Annotated in this window: 20 protein-coding genes and 2 tRNA genes; 10 read left to right on the top strand and 12 right to left on the bottom strand. The window is 71.0% G+C overall.

Going from position 1 to position 20,614, the window contains the following annotated elements; translation table 11 throughout:
* Positions 1 to 87: 87 nt before the first annotated feature.
* The gene (locus ACFTZL_RS06095) at positions 88 to 801 is read right to left on the bottom strand and encodes a FadR/GntR family transcriptional regulator (RefSeq protein ID WP_382578857.1); all 714 of its coding nucleotides are present in this window, start codon (positions 799 to 801) and stop codon (positions 88 to 90) included.
* 110 nt (positions 802 to 911) lie between these two features.
* Positions 912 to 985 (bottom strand) — tRNA-Lys (locus ACFTZL_RS06090).
* A 202-nt stretch (positions 986 to 1,187) separates the two neighbouring features.
* Here ACFTZL_RS06090 and ACFTZL_RS06085 point away from each other — a divergent pair.
* From ACFTZL_RS06085 to ACFTZL_RS06065, 5 genes are all read left to right on the top strand, one after another.
* Complete coding sequence (locus tag ACFTZL_RS06085; protein WP_382578854.1) at positions 1,188 to 2,504, top strand: peptidoglycan-binding protein; 1,317 nt, start codon at positions 1,188 to 1,190, stop codon at positions 2,502 to 2,504.
* Positions 2,505 to 2,565: 61 nt separating this feature from the next.
* Positions 2,566 to 3,687, top strand: a complete 1,122-nt coding sequence (locus ACFTZL_RS06080) for an SPFH domain-containing protein (protein ID WP_382578851.1) — start codon at positions 2,566 to 2,568, stop codon at positions 3,685 to 3,687.
* A gap of 101 nt (positions 3,688 to 3,788) precedes the next feature.
* Positions 3,789 to 4,394, top strand: coding sequence for a lytic polysaccharide monooxygenase (locus ACFTZL_RS06075; RefSeq protein WP_382578848.1), 606 nt, complete (start codon positions 3,789 to 3,791; stop codon positions 4,392 to 4,394).
* 100 nt (positions 4,395 to 4,494) lie between these two features.
* Positions 4,495 to 4,989, top strand: coding sequence for a hypothetical protein (locus ACFTZL_RS06070; RefSeq protein ID WP_382578846.1), 495 nt, complete (start codon positions 4,495 to 4,497; stop codon positions 4,987 to 4,989).
* Positions 4,990 to 5,057: 68 nt separating this feature from the next.
* Positions 5,058 to 6,731: a long-chain-fatty-acid--CoA ligase gene (locus ACFTZL_RS06065; protein ID WP_382578843.1), complete on the top strand. Its 1,674-nt coding sequence runs from the start codon at positions 5,058 to 5,060 to the stop codon at positions 6,729 to 6,731.
* Here ACFTZL_RS06065 and ACFTZL_RS06060 read toward each other — a convergent pair.
* From ACFTZL_RS06060 to ehuB, 6 genes are all read right to left on the bottom strand, one after another.
* Positions 6,697 to 6,770, bottom strand: a tRNA-Lys gene (locus ACFTZL_RS06060). The two genes, ACFTZL_RS06065 and ACFTZL_RS06060, sit on opposite strands and share 35 nt — an antisense overlap.
* Positions 6,771 to 6,864: 94 nt before the next feature.
* Entirely contained in the window at positions 6,865 to 7,623 is a 759-nt protein-coding gene (locus tag ACFTZL_RS06055; protein WP_382578841.1) for an IclR family transcriptional regulator, read from the bottom strand.
* A 196-nt stretch (positions 7,624 to 7,819) separates the two neighbouring features.
* Positions 7,820 to 8,617, bottom strand: coding sequence for an ectoine/hydroxyectoine ABC transporter ATP-binding protein EhuA (ehuA, locus tag ACFTZL_RS06050; RefSeq protein WP_382578838.1), 798 nt, complete (start codon positions 8,615 to 8,617; stop codon positions 7,820 to 7,822).
* Entirely contained in the window at positions 8,607 to 9,257 is a 651-nt protein-coding gene (gene ehuD / locus ACFTZL_RS06045; RefSeq protein WP_382578835.1) for an ectoine/hydroxyectoine ABC transporter permease subunit EhuD, read from the bottom strand. Before ehuD ends, ehuA begins: the two co-directional genes overlap by 11 nt.
* On the bottom strand, positions 9,254 to 9,955 hold the full coding sequence (gene ehuC / locus ACFTZL_RS06040; RefSeq protein ID WP_382578832.1) for an ectoine/hydroxyectoine ABC transporter permease subunit EhuC: 702 nt from the start codon (positions 9,953 to 9,955) through the stop codon (positions 9,254 to 9,256). The genes ehuD and ehuC overlap by 4 nt, the downstream gene beginning before the upstream one ends.
* On the bottom strand, positions 9,952 to 10,893 hold the full coding sequence (gene ehuB / locus ACFTZL_RS06035; RefSeq protein ID WP_382578829.1) for an ectoine/hydroxyectoine ABC transporter substrate-binding protein EhuB: 942 nt from the start codon (positions 10,891 to 10,893) through the stop codon (positions 9,952 to 9,954). Before ehuB ends, ehuC begins: the two co-directional genes overlap by 4 nt.
* A 106-nt stretch (positions 10,894 to 10,999) precedes the next feature.
* Between ehuB and ACFTZL_RS06030 the strand changes: the two genes are divergently transcribed.
* Positions 11,000 to 11,494: a DUF3830 family protein gene (locus ACFTZL_RS06030; protein WP_382578826.1), complete on the top strand. Its 495-nt coding sequence runs from the start codon at positions 11,000 to 11,002 to the stop codon at positions 11,492 to 11,494.
* Here ACFTZL_RS06030 and ACFTZL_RS06025 read toward each other — a convergent pair.
* Both ACFTZL_RS06025 and ACFTZL_RS06020 read right to left on the bottom strand, forming a co-directional pair.
* Positions 11,475 to 12,884: an amidase gene (locus tag ACFTZL_RS06025; protein WP_382578824.1), complete on the bottom strand. Its 1,410-nt coding sequence runs from the start codon at positions 12,882 to 12,884 to the stop codon at positions 11,475 to 11,477. The genes ACFTZL_RS06030 and ACFTZL_RS06025 overlap by 20 nt on opposite strands.
* A gap of 17 nt (positions 12,885 to 12,901) precedes the next feature.
* Positions 12,902 to 13,849 (bottom strand): D-2-hydroxyacid dehydrogenase, encoded by a 948-nt coding sequence (locus tag ACFTZL_RS06020; protein ID WP_382578821.1) that lies wholly within the window; start codon positions 13,847 to 13,849, stop codon positions 12,902 to 12,904.
* Between the two features lie 197 nt (positions 13,850 to 14,046).
* On the opposite strand from ACFTZL_RS06020, the gene ACFTZL_RS06015 reads away from it, so the two are divergent.
* Positions 14,047 to 14,862: an aspartate/glutamate racemase family protein gene (locus tag ACFTZL_RS06015; RefSeq protein ID WP_382578819.1), complete on the top strand. Its 816-nt coding sequence runs from the start codon at positions 14,047 to 14,049 to the stop codon at positions 14,860 to 14,862.
* Positions 14,859 to 15,590 carry an aspartate/glutamate racemase family protein gene (locus tag ACFTZL_RS06010; RefSeq protein WP_382578816.1) on the top strand — a complete coding sequence of 244 codons (732 nt, stop codon included), beginning with the start codon at positions 14,859 to 14,861 and terminating at the stop codon, positions 15,588 to 15,590. Before ACFTZL_RS06015 ends, ACFTZL_RS06010 begins: the two co-directional genes overlap by 4 nt.
* Positions 15,591 to 15,650: 60 nt before the next feature.
* Here ACFTZL_RS06010 and ACFTZL_RS06005 read toward each other — a convergent pair whose 3' ends face one another.
* Positions 15,651 to 15,785, bottom strand: a complete 135-nt coding sequence (locus ACFTZL_RS06005; RefSeq protein WP_382494376.1) for a hypothetical protein — start codon at positions 15,783 to 15,785, stop codon at positions 15,651 to 15,653.
* Positions 15,786 to 15,950: 165 nt separating this feature from the next.
* Between ACFTZL_RS06005 and ACFTZL_RS06000 the strand changes: the two genes are divergently transcribed.
* On the top strand, positions 15,951 to 17,093 hold the full coding sequence (locus tag ACFTZL_RS06000) for an LLM class flavin-dependent oxidoreductase (RefSeq protein WP_382578813.1): 1,143 nt from the start codon (positions 15,951 to 15,953) through the stop codon (positions 17,091 to 17,093).
* Here the strand turns inward: ACFTZL_RS06000 and ACFTZL_RS05995 are convergent.
* Positions 17,069 to 18,928, bottom strand: coding sequence for a putative bifunctional diguanylate cyclase/phosphodiesterase (locus ACFTZL_RS05995; RefSeq protein WP_382578810.1), 1,860 nt, complete (start codon positions 18,926 to 18,928; stop codon positions 17,069 to 17,071). The two genes, ACFTZL_RS06000 and ACFTZL_RS05995, sit on opposite strands and share 25 nt — an antisense overlap.
* A gap of 277 nt (positions 18,929 to 19,205) precedes the next feature.
* Between ACFTZL_RS05995 and ACFTZL_RS05990 the strand changes: the two genes are divergently transcribed.
* Complete coding sequence (locus tag ACFTZL_RS05990; protein WP_382578807.1) at positions 19,206 to 20,501, top strand: M6 family metalloprotease domain-containing protein; 1,296 nt, start codon at positions 19,206 to 19,208, stop codon at positions 20,499 to 20,501.
* Positions 20,502 to 20,614: the final 113 nt, after the last annotated feature.

The following is a 20,614-nucleotide window of genomic DNA, read 5'->3' as shown; positions in this document are numbered from 1 at the left end:
CGAATCCGCAGCATCTTGAAAAACCAGATAACCAGGGTTCTACGGCGTTCATCATGATCGCAAGATGCGAAACACGGTGTTTACCGGTCATACGCGTTCATTGTGACGTGTGTGGGGACTCTGTGGAGCCGTTGTGGACAGACGGGCGCGGATGTTGCCGAAGTGCTCTCTTATGGCCTCCTCCGCCCGCATCGAGTCACCGGACCGGACCGCGTCGAGGATCTCCCGGTGCTGCCGGCACGTGACCTTCGGGTCCTGCGGCTCGCCCCCGAGGTCCGTGCGGACCCGGTGGAAGGCGTCCCAGAACGCCTCCAGGACCTCGCACAGCAGCACGTTGTCCAGCCCCCGGTAGAGAGTGGCGTGGAAGGCCCGGTCGGTCTCGGCGAGGCCGGCTCCGCGCGCGGCCTCCTCATCCATACGGTCGACGAGCGCGTCCAGTTCAACGAGGTCCGCATCCGGTATCCGCCCCGCCAGCCGGGAGACGAGCCCCGTCTCCACGGCCTCCCGCAGTTCGAGGAGCTGGAGCAGGGTGTCCTCGCCCCGGTAGTGCCCGGCGACCGTGCGGAAGGCGAGGCCCTCGATCATCGGGGCCAGGGACATCGGGCCGACGTAGGTGCCGAAGCCGTGCCGGATCTCCACGATGCCCATCGCCTGGAGCGCCTTCAGCGCCTCACGCACCGAGTTCCGGCTCGCGCCGAGGTACTCCATCAGCTCGGGCTCGGTCGGCAGCGGGGCCCCGGAGGCCAGCCGGCGGTCGATGATGAGCTTCTTGATCCGCTCCTGTAGGTCACGCGCTGCCATGGCGAGAGGGTATCCGGCCAATCGCGCGGTGCACCGGGTTCCGGCCATGTAGGGAGGGTCCGGCGAGATACAAGAAAGCCCCCCGCTTCCGCGAGGGGCTTTCCGGTCGGTGCGCCGCCAGGGACTCGAACCCCGGACCCGCTGATTAAGAGTCAGCTGCTCTAACCAACTGAGCTAGCGGCGCGCGCTGACGTCGTAACTCTACAGGACGCCCGGAGGTGCTCCGGACCACCGGACCGGGCCCCGGCAAGCCCCGGCAAGGGCGGCCGGTTACATCATTCGGACCGTCAGCATGCGAGTGCGGAAGACAGTTGAGAAACTGGCGGCGCGCGCCCGGGACCGCACCGGCGCCGTCCTTTTTCCGCCGCAACTGTGAGGGGAATCGCATGAAGTCGCCGGTATTCGAGGAATTCGACCCCGGGGGCGACTGCGACTGCCCCGGCTGCGTCCACTGGCGCCGCGTCCTGCCGCGTTCCCCGGCCGGCCGCACCACCACCCATCCGGCCGCGCACCGGGCTCTCGCCCTGGCCGCCGTGGCCGCCGCCACCCTCGGCGCGGGCCACGCCGTACCGGCCGCCGCCGCCCCGCAGGCACCCCACCGATCGGGTGTTTTCGCAGATGAAGATCCAGAGACCCCCCAGGGTGACACGGCCCCGCTGCACGGCGCCGACGGCCGTGAGGGCAAGCCCTCCGACTCCCTGGAGCCCGCGGCCATCACCCGTTCGGAGATCATCGACCGGGCCAAGACCTGGGTCGCCGCGAAAGTGCCGTACAACATGAACGCGTACTGGTCCGACGGTTACCGGCAGGACTGTTCGGGCTATGTATCGATGGCCTGGCAACTGCCCGGAAACGAATGGACGGGCAGCCTCGCCCAATTCGGTGAACGGATTTCCAAGGAGGAACTCCAGCCGGGCGACATTCTGCTGTTCCACAATCCGGCCAACCCGGAGAGCGGCTCGCACGTCGTCATTTTCGGCGGCTGGTCGAACGCCAAGCACACCTCCTACATGGCCTACGAGCAGGCCCGCCCGCACACCCGCCGGCAGTCCACTCCGTATGCCTACTCGAGCGACTCCGACCGGTACGTCCCCTACCGCTACAAGGGCGTCACCGCGCAGGAGGAGCCGGCCCCGGCGAAGGACAGGGGGATGCCGGGCGCACCGGCCGCCACGCCGTACCCGGGAGCGACGTATTTCGGCCCCGGCGCGGACAACAAGTACGTCACGCAGCTCGGCCGCATGCTCGTCGCGCGCGGGGCCGGCGCCGCGTACCCGTCGGAGCCGGGACCGCGCTGGACGGACGCCCACCGGCGGGCGACCCGGGCCTTCCAGCGGGCCCAGGGCTTCAAGGGCGCGGACGCCGACGGGCTGCCCGGCCCGCGCACCTGGGAGCTGCTGGTCACGGGGAAGGGCAAGGACGTCACCGAGGCGGAGGCCGGGCCGCCGCCCTCCTCCCACGGTGTCCCCGGCTACCCGGGACGGGCGATGTTCCGGCCCGGCGCGAGCAACCCGTATGTCACCCGGCTGGGGAGGCAACTGGTGCGGAAGGGGTTCGGCAGGTTCTACCCGAACCGGCCGGGACCGCGCTGGGGCGAGTCGGACCGGCGAGCCGTCGAGGCCTTCCAGCGCACCCAGGGCTGGCGGGGCGGAGCGGCGGACGGCTTCCCGGGGCCGGAGACCTGGCGGCGGCTGTTCTCGTAGCACTCCCGGCACCGGGGGCCCACCCGTTGTGACGCATCTGGCGCGGAGGCTGGAGGCACGCATGACCACGACCACTTCCCACACGTCCGAGCCCGACGGACCGGCCGAGGGGCCGGCCAGGCCCGCCCGGCTCATCCAGAACGAGTCGACCACCGAGATCCCCGTCCATCTGCTGTTCCGCGACGACCTCGACCCGGCGCCGGTACCGCTGAAGCCGGCGGTCGTCGGCCGTCGGCAGGGCACGGGGGAGCAGCCGCGCCTCAGGCGCCCGGCCGCCCTGACGCCGCGTCCGGTGCCGGAGGCCGACCCCGACCTGGTGGAGCGGACCGCGCGGGTGCTGCCCGGTGCGGCGGGCGTGCTGGCCGGAGCGTGCGGGGCGGCCGGGTGCGTGGCCACCTCCTGGTGGGCCGGGGTGCTGCCGCCGCTCGCACTGGAGGCGCTGCGCCTGCCCGCCCACGCCGGGGCCGGGCTCGGTCCCGCGCAGTGGGCGGCGTACGCGGGGGCCGGGGCGCTCGCGCTGTTCGGGTTCGGCGGGCTGGCCCGGGGCCGGACCGGGCGGGCCTGGGTGCTGGATCTGTTCGGCCGCTACCGGGGGACCGTCCGGCGCTCCGGCCTGCTGTGGGTCAACCCGCTGCTGCTGCGCCGCCGGGTGGACGTACGGCTGCGGCACTGGCGCAGCGAGCCGGTGCCCGCGACCGACGCGCACGGAGTCGCGCTGCGGGTGGTCGTCCTGGTGGTGTGGCGGGTGCGGGACACCGCGCGGGCCACGCTGGGCGTCGAGGACCACGAGTCGTATTTGCGCGAGTGCGTCGAGGCGGCGCTGGCCCGGGTGCCGGTGGTGATGCCGGGCGGCTCGAGGGGAGCAGGGGAGGCGGCGGCCGAGGTGCTGACCCGGCTCGTGACGGCGGAGGCGGCCCCGGTCGGCCTGGAGGTGTTCTCGGTGCAGCCGCTCCGGGCGGAGTACGACCCCGAGGTCGCCGCCGCGATGCACCGCCGCCGGATCGCCGCCCTGGACGCCCAGCACCGGGCGAGCGTGCTCACCTCGGTCGTGGACTCGGTGGAGGACACGGTGACCCGGCTGACCATGCGGGGGCTGGTCGAACTCGACGACTACGAGCGGAAGGTGCTGGTGAAGGACCTGACGGTGGCGTTCTGCTCGGGGCGCGGAGAAACGGGCGGGTGATGGGGATGGACATGTTCAACTAACGTCCCTACATTCAAACTTGGTCTAGACCTACCTGCACGGCTCACTGAACATCCCCCACGTTCTCCAGGAGCGGCAGCATGCGCACAAGGACCAAGTTGTCCGCAGCCGCGGTGGGGCTGGCCACGACCGGAGCCCTCGTACTCTCCTCCGGCGGCGCCAGCGGCCACGGCTACACCGACCTCCCCATCAGCCGGCAGAAGCTCTGCCAGAACGGCACCGTGACCAACTGCGGCTCCATCCAGTGGGAGCCGCAGAGCGTCGAGGGCCCGAAGGGCTTCCCTGCGTCCGGTCCGGCCGACGGGCAGATATGCAACGCCGGCCTCGGCCACTTCGGCCAGCTCAGCGCACCGCGCACACCGTCCGGCGGCGCCTGGCCCGCCACGAGGGTGACGGGCGGCCAGAACTACACGTTCCGCTGGCAGTTCACGGCCATGCACGCCACGACCGACTTCAGGTACTACGTCACCAAGCCGGGCTGGAACCAGAACCACAACCTGGCCCGGTCCGACCTCAACCTCACGCCGTTCTTCACGGTCCCGTACAACGGCCAGCGGCCACCGTCGACGCTCTCCCACAGCGGCAGGCTGCCGTCCGGGCTGAGCGGTCGTCACGTCATCGTCGCCGTATGGACGATCGCCGACACGGCCAACGCGTTCTACGCCTGCTCGGACGTCACGTTCTGAACCTTCTGAGGTTCTCTTGAGTCACCGGTGCGGCCGGTGTGGGTAGGTTCCTCCCACGCCGGCCGATCGGGGCCGGCGCATGGACCTCGGGGGACATGCGATGGACGTGATCTTCTACGTCGCGCCCGGCCTGATCATGGCTCTGGCGCTCTTCATGGCCTACCGGGTCGTGCGGCGCTGGCTGCAGATCCGGGGCGCCTGGAACAGCGGGCTGACGGCCGAGGGCCGGTGCCTGCGGGCGTACACGACGGTGAGCGGCGGGCACGGCGACACCTCCGTGCGCACCACGCTCCGCCATGTGTACGAGTTCATCGCACTCGACGGCCGCGTCATCCGCTTCGAGGAGGACGGCGGACCCGGGACGACCCTCGACGGCGACTACGTCACCGTGTACTACACCGCCGGCCGCCAGGTCGTGGCCACGGCCCAGGCGCCGAGCCGGGCGAAGCACGCGATGGCCGTCGTCGGCATCCTGGCGTTCCTCGGTGTCGTCGTCGTGTTCTGCGCCGGCTTCGTCGTCACGTACGCGCAGATCTTCGCCCCGTACAGCGACTTCGTGTTCGGCGGCAGCGGCGACGCGACCGTGATGCCGTGACCGTGGTGCTGTGACCGTGGTGCTGTGACCCTCCACATCTGACGGCACGTCAATTACCGTGCGTGCCCATGGACTCCAGGGCGGCGTCAGCGGGTACGGTCGCGGAACTCATGGCCGGCGGGTGGGGCGACCACCGGCCGGGGCTGTGGTACGAGGACCGGGTGCTGACCCACCACGAGGTGGCGGCAGGTGCCGCGACCCGGGCGGCGCTGCTGGCGGACCTCCTGCTCCCGGCGGCCGAACCCCACATCGGGGTGCTGCTCGACAACACCCCCGAGTTCCCGCTCTGGCTGGGCGCGGCGGCCCTGGCCGGGGCGGCGGTCGCCGGCGTCAACCCCACCCGCCGCGGTGCCGAACTGGCCCGCGACATCCTGCACACCGAGTGCCGCGTCCTGGTCACCGAGCGGGCCCACCTGCCGTTGCTCCGGGGCCTGGACCTGCCCGGGGTACGCCTGCTGGTGACGGACACGGCCGACTACGCCGACCTCCTGGCCCCCTACGCGAACGCCCGGCCGGACCCGTCCCGCGCGACCCCGGCCGACCGCTTCCTGCTCTACTTCACCTCCGGCTCGACCGGCGCGCCCAAGGCCGCACTCTGCTCCCAGGGCCGTCTGGCGGCCGCCGGCCGTTCCTTGGCCGGCCAGTTCTCCCTGGGCCCGGACGACGTCCACTACCTCTGCATGCCGCTGTTCCACGGCAACGCGGTGATCGCCGACTGGGCGCCGGCGCTGGTCACCGGGGCGGCCGTGGCACTGCGCCGCCGCTTCTCGGCGTCCCGCTTCCTGCCGGACGTACGCCGCTACGGGGCGACGTACTTCACCTACGTCGGCCGGGCGATCCAGTACGTCCTGGCCACCGCCCCGCACCCCGAGGACCGCGACAACCCCCTCCGCCTGGGCTTCGGCACGGAGGCGGGCGCGGTGGACGCGGCGGCCTTCGAGCGGCGGTTCGGGGTGCGGCTGGTCGAGGGGTACGGCTCGTCGGAGGGCGGGGCGGCCGTGCAGTGGTCGCCGGGCACGCCGGTGGGAGCGGTCGGGCGGGCGGCGCCCGGGCTGGTGGTCCTGAACCCGGAGACGGGCCGGGAGTGCCCGTCGGCCTGCTTCGACGCGGCGGGCCGGCTGCTCAACGGGGACGAGGCGATCGGCGAACTGGTCAACCAGGGACCCAGCCCCTTCGAGGGCTACTGGCGCAACCCGGCGGCAGAGGCGGAGCGCCGCAAGGGAGGCTGGTACTGGACGGGCGACCTCTTCTGCCGGGACACCGACGGCTACCTCCACTTCGCCGGGCGCGCCGACGACCGCCTCCGCGTCGACGGCGAGAACCTGGCCGCCGCGATGATCGAGAACATCCTGGCGCGCTACGAGGGGGCGGCGGCGGTCTGCGTGTACGCGGTGCCGGACCCGGTGACCGGCGACCAGGTGATGGCGACGATCGCCGGCACCTTCGACCCGCTGTCCTTCGCGGAGTTCCTGCTCGCCCAGCCGGACCTGGGGACGAAGATGGCCCCCCGGTTCGTCCGGGTGACGGACCGGATGCCGGTCACGGCGACGAACAAGATCCACCGTGCGGCTTTGCGCGGGGAGGGCTTCCGGTGTGCCGATCCGGTGTGGTGGCGGCCGCCGGGGAAGGGCACTTATCGCAGGCTGACCGGGGAGGACCTCGAACACGCCGAAGGGCCTCTCGCTCCCACGAGAGGCCCTTCACCGGTGCGCCGCCAGGGACTCGAACCCCGGACCCGCTGATTAAGAGTCAGCTGCTCTAACCAACTGAGCTAGCGGCGCATGACTCGCGCCGACCTGCGGGAACGTGTTCCGCGGTGGGCGACGGGAAAATACTACCCGGTCTCCGGGGGTGCTCCTGACCACCTCGCGCCGGCTAGATCGCCATGGACAGCAGGACCGGTGCCGCGTTGCGGTTGAGGGCGTCCGCGGCCTGGCGGAGGCGGTGGGCGTGCTCGACCGGGAGGGACAGGGCCAGGCAGCCGACGGAGGAGCCGGCCGTGATGGGGACGGCCGCGCAGACCGTGCCGACCGCGTACTCCTGGAGGTCCAGGACGGGCACGGTGGCCGGCTGGGCCTCCAGCCGGGAGAGCAGCAGTCGGTCGCTGGTGATGGTGCGCGAGGTGAGGCGGGCCATCTTGTGCCGGGAGAGGTGGTCGCGGCGGCCTGCGTGGTCGAGCTGGGTCAGCAGACTCTTGCCTATCGCGGTGGCGTGGGCCGAGGAGCGGAAGTCGACCCACTCGTTGACCTTGGGTGTGGCCGGGCTGTCGGCGTACTGGGTGATGCTGATCTCGCCGTCGACGTAGCGGCTCATGTAGACGGCGGCGCCGACCGAGTCGCGCAGCCGGTCGAGGGTGTGCTGGAGCTTGTCGCGCAGGGCCTGCTCGCGATGGCGGGCCGAGCCCAGGCGGGTCAGGGCCTCGCCCGTGACATACGCGCCGTCGGCGATCTGCTCGACGTAGCCCTCGCGGCGCAGCATGCGCAGCAGCGCGGTGAGCCGCTCCGGTCCGATGCCGGTGCGCCGGGCGAGCTCGGTGTCGGTGACGCCGGAACTGTTTCGCGCCACCGTCTCCAGGACGCGCAGGGCTTCCTGGGCCGAGTGGTACGGGGTGGTCGGCTCGTGCCTCAGCGCCACGGTGGTCTCCCCCTGCGCTTGCTGTTGGGCCGTAATCCGGACAGCGAATCACCTCCACGATAACCGGCAAAGGGGCTGTGGAGAGCGGGGGTTGACAAGATTCCGGGCCCTCGGGCTGGGGCATTGACCCCCTGGCATATGCCAAGAGCATGCCCCGACCCGAGGGCCCGGCGTCAGCCCTGTTCACGGGCCGTAGTCACAGCACTGCGCTGAGGAACTCCCTCGTCCGGTCCAGCTCCGGATCGCTGAAGATCTTCTCAGGCGGGCCCGACTCGATGACCCGGCCCGAGTCGAACATCAGTACCTGGTCGGAGATGTCCCGGGCGAAATTCATCTCGTGGGTCACGCAGAGCATGGTGATGTCCGTGCTGCGGGCGATGTCCCGCAGCAGGTCCAGCACGCCCGCGACCAGCTCCGGGTCGAGCGCGGAGGTCACCTCGTCCAGCAGCAGCACCTTGGGCTGCATCGCCAGCGCCCGGGCGATCGCCACACGCTGCTGCTGACCGCCGGAGAGCTGCGCGGGGTGGGCGTCGCACCGGTCGGCCAGGCCCACCATGTCCAGCAGGCCCTTGGCCCGCTCCACCGCCTCGTCCTTCGACATGCCGAGCACGGTGACCGGCGCCTCGGTGAGGTTGCGCAGCACGGTCATGTTCGGGAACAGGTTGAACTGCTGGAAGACCATCCCGATCTTCTTGCGGACCTCGCGGACCTCCTTGTCGGAGGCGGGGAACAGCTTCTGCCCGTCGACCGTGATCGTGCCCTCGTCGGGCTTGAGCAGGGTCATCAGCAGCCGCAGGATCGTGGTCTTGCCGGAGCCGGACGGCCCGATCAGGGTGACGTGCTTGCCGGCGTCGACCGAGAAGTCCAGGTGATCCAGAACGGTGTTCTGGCCGAACCGCTTGGTGACCTGTTCCAGCCGGATCAGCTCGCCGGTGCTCTTGGCGGGGTTCTTCTCGGGATTGGCCCCGGGATTGGGAAGAGTGTCAGTGGGCAAGGCGTCGCTCCAGGGCTCGCAGGGCAAGGGAGGCCAGGTAGGAAATGACGATGAAGGCCACGCCGATCACCGTGAGGGGCTCGGTGAACTGGAAGTGCTCCTGGGAGAACAGGCGTGCGTGGCCGAGCATCTCCAGGACGGTGATCGCCATCAGCATCGGCGTGTCCTTGAGCATCGCGATGACGTAGTTGCCGAGCGCGGGAACCACCCGGCGCACCGCCTGCGGCAGGATCACCGCGGTCCACGTCCGCCGCAGCGGCAGGTTCAGCGCCGTCGCCGCCTCCCACTGGCCGACCGGAACGGCCTCGATACCGGCTCGGTAGACCTGCATCGTGTACGTCGAGTAGTGCAGCCCGATCGCGACGACACCGGTGGTCAGCGCCGAGAAGGTCAGGCCCCACTCGGGCAGTACGTAGAAGAGGAAGAACAGCTGCACCAGCAGCGGGGTGTTGCGGACGAACTCCGTGACCGCCCCGACCGGCCAGGTCACCCAGCGCGAGGGCACCCGCATCAGCAGCGCCCACACCAGACCCAGCGCGAACGAGATCAGCGAGCCGAACAGCAGGATCTGGAGGGTGACCACCAGGCCCTTCCAGAAATCCGGCATGAAGTCGGAGACCGCGCTCCAGTCCCAGTTCATCGGACCCCCTCCACCACGACCGGCTCAGGCGCCCGGGTCTTGCTGTCGGGCTTCTTCCCGACCCCGGCCTTGAGCTTCTTCTCCAGTCCGCGCATGACCCGGGTGAGCAGGAAGGCGATGACGAAGTAGATGAGCAGGATGTACGTGTAGATCTCCGCGCTCTCCTGCAGCGCGAGGCGCACCAGGTTCGCGCTGAACGTCAGATCGCCCATGCCCGTGATGGACACCAGCGCGGTGCCCTTGAGCAGCTCGATCAGCAGATTCGAGAACGGCGGGATCATCTCCGGCACCGCCTGCGGCAGCAGGATCAGCCGCAGCCGCTGCCAGGGCGTGAAGCTGAGCGCGATGCCGCCCTCCTGCTGCGCCGGGTCGACCGAGCTCAGCGCGCCGCGCACGATCTCCGCGCCGTACGCGCCGTAGGTCAGCCCGAGCGCGAGCGTGCCCGCCCACAGGGGTACGAGCTGCCAGCCGAAGGCGACCGGCAGCACGAAGAACACCCAGAAGATCATGACCAGGGCGGAGGTGCCGCGGAACACCTCGGTGTAGAAGCCCGCGAGGAAGCGGACGAACCGCAGCCGGTGGCTGCGCGCGACGCCGACCACGAAGGAGACGGCCGCGCCCAGCAGAGCGCTGCAGACGAGTAGCTGGACGGTGGTCCACACGCCCTTGAGTACGAGTTCCCAGAGTCCCGAGGTCATCCGCCGCACAGCTCCTTCGCGGTCAGATCCGTCATCTCCGCCTTGGTGAAACCGAAGGGCTGGAGGATGCGGAACAGTTCGCCGCTCTTCTTGAGCTTGCGCAGCTCGACGTTGAAGGCGTCCCGCAGATTCGTCTCGGTCGGCCGGAACGCGAAGGCGCCTCCGTCGACGTGCGGCTTGCCGCCCACGATCGGCGTGAAGGGCTTGGTCGCCTCCGCCTTGGCGGACTTCTTCACCACCTCACGGGCGGTGAGCGCCGTACCGGCGAACACGTCCACGCGTCCCGCCTCGACGGCGTTCAGACCCGCGACCTGGTCCGGGACGATGAGGATGTCGCTCTCCTTGTACCCCGCCTCGACGGCGTACTGGATCTCGGCGTAGCCGGTCCCGGTGGCGAACTTCGCCTTCTTGCCGACGACGTCCTTGTAGCTGTGCAGCCCCTTCGGGTTGCCCTTGCGCACGATGAACGCGTCGAGCATCTGGTAGTCGGGGTCGGAGAAGATGACCTGCTCGCAGCGCTCCGGGTTGACGTACATCCCGGCGGCCACGACGTCGAACTGCTGGGAGTTCAGGCCCGGGATGAGCGAGCCGAACTCGGTCGGCACGGGCTGCACCCGGTCGACGCCGAGACTCTTGAAGATCACCTTGGCCAGCTCGGGTGCCTCACCGGTCAGCTCGCCGTTCTTGTCGATGAACCCGAACGGGATCTCGCCGGCGATGCCGAGGCGGACGACGCCCGCGGCCCGGAGCCGTTCGAGCAGGTCACCGCCCTCGACGTCCGAGGCGGTGGCGACCCGGCTGCATCCGGCGGCGCCCAGCGCGCCGAGCGCCGCGACCCCCGCGAGCAGCGATCGGCGTGTGGGACCGGACACGGCCCCGGACATGGTCCGGGTTATGGGTTCCGGAATTCTGAGGGGGCTTCTCTGTGGTGGAGCCATGGGCGCGCGGCTACCCGACCGCACTGGAGTTATGCCGATCTTTTCAAGCCCCGCACTCTGCCGATGCGCCCTTGACCGCGGAGCCGAGGGGCACTCCCATGGAGGCATGGCTGATCGCTACATCGAACTCTCGCTGGTCAAGCGTGACGTGACCTGCACGGCCAAGCTGCTGGACGACCGCGCGCCGATCACCTGCGCGGCCGTCTGGGATTCCCTTCCGCTGGCCGGTGACGTCTACCACGCGAAGTACGCACGCAATGAGATTTACGCCCTTTTCCCGCCATTCGCCGAATCCGAGCCACCCCTGGAAAACCCGACAATCACCCCCATCCCCGGCGATCTGTGTTATTTCACCTTCGCCGGGGCGGAGTTGGGTACCAAGTCCTACGGCTACGACCGCGAGGTCCGCGCCGGGACCACCCTCGTCGACCTGGCCCTGTTCTACGAGCGCAACAACCTGCTGCTGAACGGCGATGTCGGCTGGGTCCCCGGCATCGTCTGGGGCCAGGTCGTCGACGGCCTGGAGAACATGGCCGAGGCGTGCAACGACCTGTGGAGGTCGGGGGCGGCGGGGGAGACGCTCAGCTTCCGGAGGGCCTGAGCCGGCCGGCGGACGCCACCCCGGCCTCGTACAGCGCGTGGGCCGCCCGCAGCACCAGATCGTCCCGGTGCCGGGCGGCCACGAGCTGCAGACCGATCGGCAGACCGTCCCCGTCCATGCCGACCGGCACGCTCGCCGCGGGCTGCTGCGTCATGTTGAACGGGTACGTGAACGGGGTCCAGCCCGTCCAGCGCCGGTGGCCGGATCCTTTCGGTACCTCGGCGCCCGCCTCGAACGCCGTGATCGGGAGGGTCGGGGTGAGAAGCAGGTCGTAGGTGTCGTGGAAGCGGCCCATCCGGCGGCCCAGGTCCATCCGGACGTCCACCGCGGCCAGATAGTCCAGCGCCGAGGCCCTGGCGCCCTGCGCGCAGATCTCCCGCAGGCCCGGGTCCAGCAACTCCCGCTGGTGCGGGCCCAGGTGTTCGGTCACCCGGGCCGCCCCGCTGAACCACAGGGTGTGGAAGGCCTCCACCGGGTCGGTGAGATCCGGGTCGGTCTCCGTGACGTACGCGCCGAGCTCCGCCAGCCGCTCCACCGCCCGCCGCACCGCTGTCGCGACCTCCGGACGCACCGCCACCTGCCCGCCCAGCGACGGCGAGTACGCCACGCGCAGTCCGTGCACCCCGCCCGTCAGGCCGTCCGTGTAGGCGCCCGGCGGCGGGGCGAGCGCAGACCAGTCGCGCGAGTCCGGGTGGCCGATCACATCCATCAGCAGCGCCGAGTCCGCCGCGTCCCGGGTCATCGGCCCGACGTGCGCCAGCGTGCCGAACGCGCTCGCCGGGTAGAGCGGCACCCGCCCGTACGTCGGCTTCAGCGCGAAGATCCCGCAGAACGACGCCGGGATACGGACACTGCCGCCGCCGTCCGTGCCCAGCGACAGCGGCCCCGCGCCGAGCGCCACGGCCGCCGCGCTGCCGCCGCTCGACCCGCCGGCGGTGCGCGAGGGGTCGTACGGGTTGCGGGTCACGCCGCTGAGCGGCGAGTCCGTCACGCCCTTCCAGCCGAACTCGGGGGTCGTCGTCTTGCCGATGAAGACCGCCCCGTGCTCCCGCAGCCGCGCCACGGACGGGGCGTCCTCGTCCCAGCGCCCCGCCGGATCCACGGCCTTCGACCCGCGCAGGGTCGGCGCGCCGCGCTGCAGCAGGATGTCCTTCACCGTGACGGGCACCCCGTCCAGCAGCCCGTGCGGTTCACCGCGCCGCCATCGCTCCTCCGACTCCCGGGCCCGGGCCAGCGCGTCCTCGGCGGTCAGCCGGACGAAGGCGTTCACCTCCGGCTGGATCGCTTCGGCCCGCTCCAGCGCCGCCCGGGTCGCCTCCACGGGACTCCACTCGCCCTTGCGGTACCCGTCGAGGAGCCGTACGGCGGTCAGCTCGGTGAGCTCGGTCATCCACCCTCCAAGGAACGTCAGTGACCAGGTACGTACCCACGCTGCTTGTCGACCACGTTCTTCAGCGGCTCCCCGCTCGCCCAGAGCTCGTAAAGGTCCACGAACTGGGCGCCGAGTTCGTCCCGCCAGCCGACGATGTCGCCGCTCATGTGCGGGGACACGATCAGGCCGGGGAGCTGCCACAACGGGCTGTCGGGGGTCAGGGGTTCGGCCTCGAAGACATCCAGTGCGGCGCCCGCGATCCAGTGCTTGGCCAGGGCGTCGGCGAGCGCGTCCTCGACGACGAGCTGGCCCCGGCCGATGTTGATGAACCGGGCGGACGGCTGCATCACATCGAAGCGGCGGGCGTCGAACATGCCGTGCGTCTGTTCGGTGAGCGGTGCCGCCGCGATCACCCAGTCGGCGCGCGCCAGCAGCCGGTCCAGGTCCTCCGGGCCGTGCACGCCGGTGCGCGGGGCGCGGCCCACGAGCGCGGTCGTGATGTCCAGCGCCCCGAGCGTGCGGGCGATCGCCCGGCCGATCGGCCCGGAGCCGACCACGACGGCCCGGCCCCCGGCGACCTTGTGCGACTCGCGGTGCCGCCAGGTCCGCTCCCGCTGCAACTCCAGCGTGCGCGGCAGATCCTTGGCCATCGCCAGCACGAGCGCGGCGACGTACTCGGCGATCGGCTGGTCGAAGATGCCGCGCGCGTTCGTCACCACCGTGTCGGAAGCGGCGAGTTCCGGACACATCAGATGGTCCACACCGGCGCTCGCCGTATGCACCCAGCGTGGCCGCGGGCCCTCGCCCGGCCAGGCGTCCCGCACGGCGCGCGAGGTGAAGTCCCACACCAGCAACGCGTCCGCGCGCGGCAGGCGCTCGGCGAGACCCGCCGCGTCGGTGTGTTCGATACGGGCGCGGCCGGTGAGGCGGCCGAGCCGGGGCAGGGGTTCGGCGTCCAGGACGAGAAGGGTGGGAGTGGGCATGAGCAGCCGTTTCTCCAGCCGTGCGGCGGTGCGGGCCGGCCTGCGGGCGCCGACCGGTGACGACGAGTTAACCGGGTGTTGACCAAGGAGTGATCCGGGCGGATTGACCACGCTCGCACCCGAACCTACCGTCGTCAACACGGGCGTTCCCACGATCCGTTGCACACTAGTTGCCCAGCGTGAGGCCGGTGCCTGCCATGGACGTCTCTTTTCTCGGCGGGCCCAGCCCGCAGCGGGGGGTCGGCGTTGTCGCCCCCTTCGACTTCGCACTCGACCGCGAGCTGTGGCGCTGGGTGCCGGACGAGGTCTCCCTGCACATGACACGAACACCGTTCGTGCCGGTCGAGGTGAGCCTCGATCTCGCCCGCCTGGTCAGCGAGCACGAGACGCTGAGCGAGGCGGTCCGCACCATCAACGCGATCGCACCCGATGTCATCGCCTACGCCTGTACGTCGGGCAGCTTCGTCGGCGGCGTCATGGGCGAGCGCGCGATGTGCGAGGCGATGAGCCGGGCGGGTGCCGTACCGGCGATCACCACCTCGGGCGCTCTGCTGGAGGCCCTGGTGGAGCTGGACGTACGGCGGGTGGCGCTGGTGACGCCGTACACCGTGTCGGTGACCCAGTCGCTGGAGGCGTACGTCGCCCAGGCCGGCGTCTCGATCTCCGGATGCGCCTTCATGGGCCTGACCCGGCACATCTGGAAGGTCCCCTACCGGGAAGTGGTGGACATGGCGCGGCAGGCCGTACGCGGCGACGCCGACGCCCTGTTCATCAGCTGTACCAACCTGCCCACCTACGACGTGATCCCGCAGCTCGAGGCCGAGCTGCGGATCCCGGTGATCTCGGCCAACCAAGTGACGATGTGGGCTGCGCTGCGCCGACTGGGTACCCGTGCGGTGGGACCGTATCAAGCGCTGATCAATCCGGAGGCGCGTTCCGGTCTGGTATCGCCGGGGGTCGACCCCGGCCCTGTAGTGCCGGAAGAAGAACAGCAGCAGGAAGGCTGGACATGACAGCACTGGGATTTCTCTACCCGGGCCACTCCGCCGAGGACGACTATCCGCGCATCGAGCAGTTGCTGGGCAGCGACATCCGGGTGGACCTGGTGCACACCGATATCGGTGAGGACGCGCACCGGGTGGACGCGCTGCTGGAGATGGGCTCCGCCGGGCGGCTCGCGGCGGGCGTCCAGGAACTGCGGCACGCGGGCGCGGATGCCGTCGTGTGGGCCTGCACGAGCGGCAGCTTCGTCTACGGCTGGGACGGCGCCCAGGAGCAGGTCCGCTCCCTGGCGCAGACGGCCGGCATGCCCGCCTCCTCGACGTCCTTCGCCTTCGCGCACGCGGTGAAGGAGCTGGGAGCGCGGCGGGTCGCGATCGGGGCGACGTACCCGGACGACGTGGCGCGGCTCTTCGCCGAGTTCCTGCGGTCGGACGGCGTGGAGGTCGTGTCGGTCAACAGCTCCGGCATCATCACGGCCGCCGAGGTCGGCACCTGGGGCGAGGCGGAACTCCTCGCCCTGGCCCGGAACTCCGACCACCCCGACGCCGAGGCCCTCCTCCTCCCCGACACGGCCCTGCACACGGCCGCGCACATCCCGGCCCTGGAGAGGGAACTGGGCAAGCCGATCCTCACCGCCAACCAGGTCACGGTCTGGGAATGCCTGCGTCTGGCGGACCGCCGTGTGAACGCGCCGGAGCTGGGCGCCCTGTTCACCAGGGAGCCGATCGTCCAGGCGTGACCGACGAGTACCGTGCTCGCCGCCTCGGGCTGTTGCCCGGGCGGCGGGGACGAGTTCGGCCTATGACCGCTTGCGCCGGACCAGGAAGACGACCAGCCAGACACAGAGAAGCACGGCGAGGGCGATCGCCGCCCAGTCAGGCAGCAGCCCCAGGCCCTTGTAGGCCAGCGTGACGTCGTCTGCCGAAGTTCCCATCGCAGGCACCTCCTCACCAGGTGCTGTTCCCTCGAACCTCTGCTCCATGGGGTCCGGAATCGGCCACACCTCTTTGTCGGGCCCGCCCCGAGGGGAATAACCGGAGACAGTCCCCTGTTACAGCCGGGACGACAGCACACGGCCCACAGCAGGAGGCACCCCACCGTGGCGGCAGACGAGATACGCGGCGACGAGATACGCGGCGCAGCGCAGGGCAGCGCCCCCGTCCCCCTCTCCGTACTGGACCTGGTCACCGTAGGGGCCGGCCGCACCGCCTCCGACGCGCTGCGCACCAGCGTCGACCTGGCCCGCCTCGCGGAGGCCCGCGGCTTCCACCGCTACTGGGTCGCCGAGCACCACTCCATGCCGGGCGTGGCCTCGTCGTCCCCCGCCGTGATCCTGGCCCACCTCGCCGCCCACACCGACCGCATCCGGCTCGGCTCGGGCGGCGTGATGCTGCCCAACCACGCCCCGCTCGTGATCGCCGAGCAGTTCGGCACGCTGGAGGCCATGGCACCGGGGCGGGTCGACCTCGGCCTCGGGCGCGCCCCCGGCACGGACGGCGCCACGGCCGCCGCCCTGCGCCGCACCGACCTCCCCCACTCTCAACTTCGTTCGAGCGGGGGGACCCCCAGTCACTCGGGCGCCGACGACTTCCCCGAGCAGCTCGCCGAGCTGACCCGCTTCCTCGACGACGACTTCCCCGACGGGCACAGGTACCGCCGTATCCACGCCGTACCGGGCCCGGTCCAGGCCACGTCACCCGGCGGCGTCCAGTCCCCGCACCGGCCGCCGATCTGGCTGCTCGGCTCCTCCGGCTTCAGCGCCCGCCTCGCCGGCGTCCTCGGGCTGCCCTTCGCCTTCGCGCACCACTTCTCGGCGCAGAACACCGTCCCCGCCCTGGATCTGTACCGGGAGTCCTTCCAGCCGTCCGCCGTGCTCGACCGGCCGTATGCCCTCATCGGCGTCTCCGCTCTCGCCGCCGACGAGGAGAAGGAGGCCCGCCGGCAGGTGCTGGCCGCGGCCCTCAGCATGGTCCGGCTGCGCACCGGCCGCCCCGGCCTCGTGCCCAGCCCCGAGGAGGCGGCGGCCTACGAGTTCAGCCCCATGGAGCGCGACTTCGTCGACTCCTGGAACGCCAACGTCATCCACGGCACCCCCGACGAGGTCCGCTCCGGCCTGGACGACCTCGCCAAGCGCACCGGCGCCGACGAGCTGATGATCACGGCCAACGCGCACGGCGGTGACGTGCGCGTCCGCAGCTACGAACTCATCGCCGACGCCTACGGGTTGCCGACGCCCGCCTGAACGTCCGGCGTGCCCAGCAGCTCGGAGATACGGTCCGGCGACACCGGACGGGAGTACAGCCAGCCCTGTCCGGTGTCGCAGCCGATGCGCCGCAGCCGGACCGCCTGGGCCGAGGTCTCCACGCACTCGGCCGTCACGGTCAGCCCGAGCCGGTGCGCGAGCTGGATCATCGCCTCGACCACGACCTCGTCGGCGGGGTTCGGGCGTGCGGCCGCGTCCCGGTCGTCGTACTGGAAGCCCCGCACGAAGGAACCGTCCAGCTTCAGCACCGACACCGGCAGCCGGCTCAGATACGCGAGGTTCGAGTAGCCCGTGCCGAAGTCGTCGATGGCGATGCGCACGCCCATGTCGCTGAGCGCCTTCAGGGCCTGCAACGGCCGCCCGCCCGAGCCCATCACCGCCGACTCGGTGAGCTCCAACTGGAGCAGGTGCGGCGCGAGGCCCGTCTCGGCCAGGGTCTCGGCCACGTCCGCGACCAGGTCCGAGTCCCAGACCTGGCGGACCGCCACGTTGACGCTGACGAAGATCGGCGGCTCGTCCGGGTGCTCCCGCTGCCAGCGGCGGGCCTGCCGGCAGGCCGTACGCAGCACCCAGCGGCCCAGCGGGACGATCGAACCGTCCTCCTCGGCAAGTCCGATGAACCGATTCGGCGTCAGTACGCCGAACTGGGGATGATTCCAGCGGATGAGCGCCTCGACCCCGTGCAGCCGGTCGTCCTCCATGCCGACCAGCGGCTGGTACTCCAGCCGGAACTCGCCCCTGTCGATGGCCGGCCGGAGCGTGGAGGCGAGGGCCTGGCGGGTCATGCGGTGGGCGTTGCGCTCCGGGTCGAACAGCGTCCAGCGGGCCTTGCCGTCGGCCTTCGCCCAGTACAGCGTCGTGTCCGCCGCCTGCACCAGGGCGGTCGGGGTGGTGCCGGCGGCGTGCCGCTCCACGACCCCGATCGACGCCGACACCGACAGCCGCTGGCCGGAGATGTCGAAGGGGTCCTGGATCGCCCGCAGCACGGCTTCGGCCAGCTCGGCAAGCTGTTCGGTGCCCGTGGAGTCCTCGACGAGCAGCGCGAACTCGTCGCCGCCGAGCCGGGCCACCAGCGGGGTGCTGGTGCGCGCGAAGCCCGTCTCGTCCGCGCAGCGCCTCAGGCGCTCGGCGACGGCGGCCAGCAGCCGGTCGCCGACGCGATGGCCGAGGGTGTCGTTGATGGCCTTGAAGCCGTCCAGGTCCAGATAGCACAGCCCGATCCGGCCCGTGCCGCTCTGCTCGTACGACTCGGCCTCCAGTGCGACCGACAGGCGTTCGAAGAACAGTGTGCGATTGGGCAGCCGGGTCACCGCGTCGTGCATCTGCAAGTGCCGCAGCCGGGCCTGGAGTTCACGGCGGGAGCTGATGTCGGCGACGGACATGAGCACGCCCCGGTCCTCGGCGGGCAGCGGGGCGACCGTCACCTGCACCCACAGCGAGTGCCCGTCGGGGTGCTTGAGGCGGCGGGTGCAGCGCAGCCGGGACTGCCGGCCGCGCAGCACCTCGCGGTAGGCGTGCCAGGTGCGGGCGTCGGAGGTGAGGTCGACCAGATCGGCGGCGACGGCCCCGGCCAGTTCGTCCGGGGCGGTGCCGAGCAGCGCGGCGAGTGAGTCGTTGGCGCTGACGACCGTGCCCTCGCGGTCCACGACGGCCATGGCGAGCGGGGCGGCCGTGAAGACGGAGCGATAGGGCGGCTGCGACAGGTGCTCGGTACGGGGGGACGTATCGATCTCACTCTCTGTGACGACCGGCCGGTCGAGGTCTGCCGCGGGCGTCGGCCCTTCGGAGGTTCCGCTCACCGCTCGCTCCCGCATGTATTCGATCTCTGTCCGTGCAGGAAAGGTCAGGAAAGTGTGCCGATCATAGAGGCTGGCCCCAGGGCCTTCCAGCCGGTGTCCAGTGTTCCCGACCAATCGGCCCTTCTGCCAGATCGTTTCTGCTCGCACCTGGACGGCTTCTTCAGGCCCCCGACCAGTTGTGACATTCCGTGAGTGCTTCTGGGATGTCGGCTTCCGCGATTTTTCGGCTCCTTCACCCGACTGGTGCAGGCAAACAGGGCGCAGTACTACAAATCATCACAGTCTGGGTGCGGTGTCCCGCGAACCGTACCCGGAGGTATCCGTGCCGCGTCAGTTCTCGCGCGCCCGACTGCGCAGTACCGCGGCCGTGTTCACCACCATGTCGGCCCTCGCCGCCACCTCCCTCGGCACCGGCCACTCGGCCGCCGGACCCGACTCGGCCGAGCCCTGCGCCCTGACCCGCACCGACGCCCACCACTCGGAGGGCCTGGACACCTGGAACGCCGCCTATCCGCGCCCGGCCCGGTCCCTGGACGCGGTCATGGTCTTCCTGTCCTTCCCGGACGCCCGTCCGCTGACCACACCGCAGGAACTGACCGCCGACCACTTCCCGGACACCACCCGATTCTTCGAACGGGCTTCCTATGGCCGCTTCACCCTGCGCCCGCACCCGCTCGGGCACTGGATCCAGATGCCGCGGCCGTCCACCGCGTACGCCATACAGCGCGACTGGAGCGCCGAGCACCGGGCCGCGTACCTGCGGGACGCCCTCTCCGCGGCCGACCCGGAGGTCGACTTCTCGCGCTACGACGTCGTGTACTTCGTCGCCGACCCGGACGCGCCCGGCGTGGACTCCGACGCGACCAAGGTGGTCAACCTCACCAGCCCGATGCGGGCCGACGGCACCGACCTGCGCCGGGTCGTCACGGTGTTCGAGCAGCATCCGCCGGACCGGCTCGTCCTCGCCCACGAGACCGGGCACGTCTTCGATCTGCCCGACCTCTACCACCGGCCCGCCGACGGCAAGGGCGACTGGGACACGCATGTCGGCGACTGGGACCTGATGGGCAGCCAGTTCGGACTCGCCCCCGATCTGTTCGGCTGGCACAAGTGGAAGCTGGGCTGGCTGAATCCGCGGCAGGTGCGGTGTGTGCAGGACGCCGGGCCCGCCCGGCTGACCCTGGAGCCGCTGGCGGCGGCGCCCGGCGTGCCGGTCTCGGGTGCCGCCGGGGCGCCGGTCCTCGGTCTCGGGCGGGGCACCAAGCTCGCGGTGGTGCGGACGGGCCCCGACAGCGTGCTCGCCTTCGAGGCGCGGGGGCCGGTGGGCAACGACACGGCCGCGTGCCGGCAGGGGGTGCTCGTGTACCGGGTGCGGGGCGAGGCGCAGTCCGGGGGTGGGCCCATCGAGGTGATCGACGCCCATCCGCGGACCGAGGCGTGCTGGGAGGACTCGGTGTACCCGCCCCTCGCGGACGCGCCGATCGCCCTCGGGGAGAGCTTCACGGTGCCGGGGGAGGGGGTGCGGGTGGAGGTGGAGGGGCGTACGGCTTCGGGAGCGTGGACGGTGAAGATCATGGTGGGCCGCTGAGGGCGGTGCGGACACGCGAAAGACCCCCTCGCTCTCGCGAGGGGGTCTTTCACCGTCTGTGCGCCGCCAGGGACTCGAACCCCGGACCCGCTGATTAAGAGTCAGCTGCTCTA

Origin of the sequence: Streptomyces sp. NPDC056948, assembly GCF_042674225.1 — a bacterium.
GTDB lineage: Bacteria > Actinomycetota > Actinomycetes > Streptomycetales > Streptomycetaceae > Streptomyces > Streptomyces purpurascens.
The sequence above is the reverse complement of the archived record's forward strand: the minus strand, read 5'-3'. Positions and strand labels throughout refer to the sequence as shown.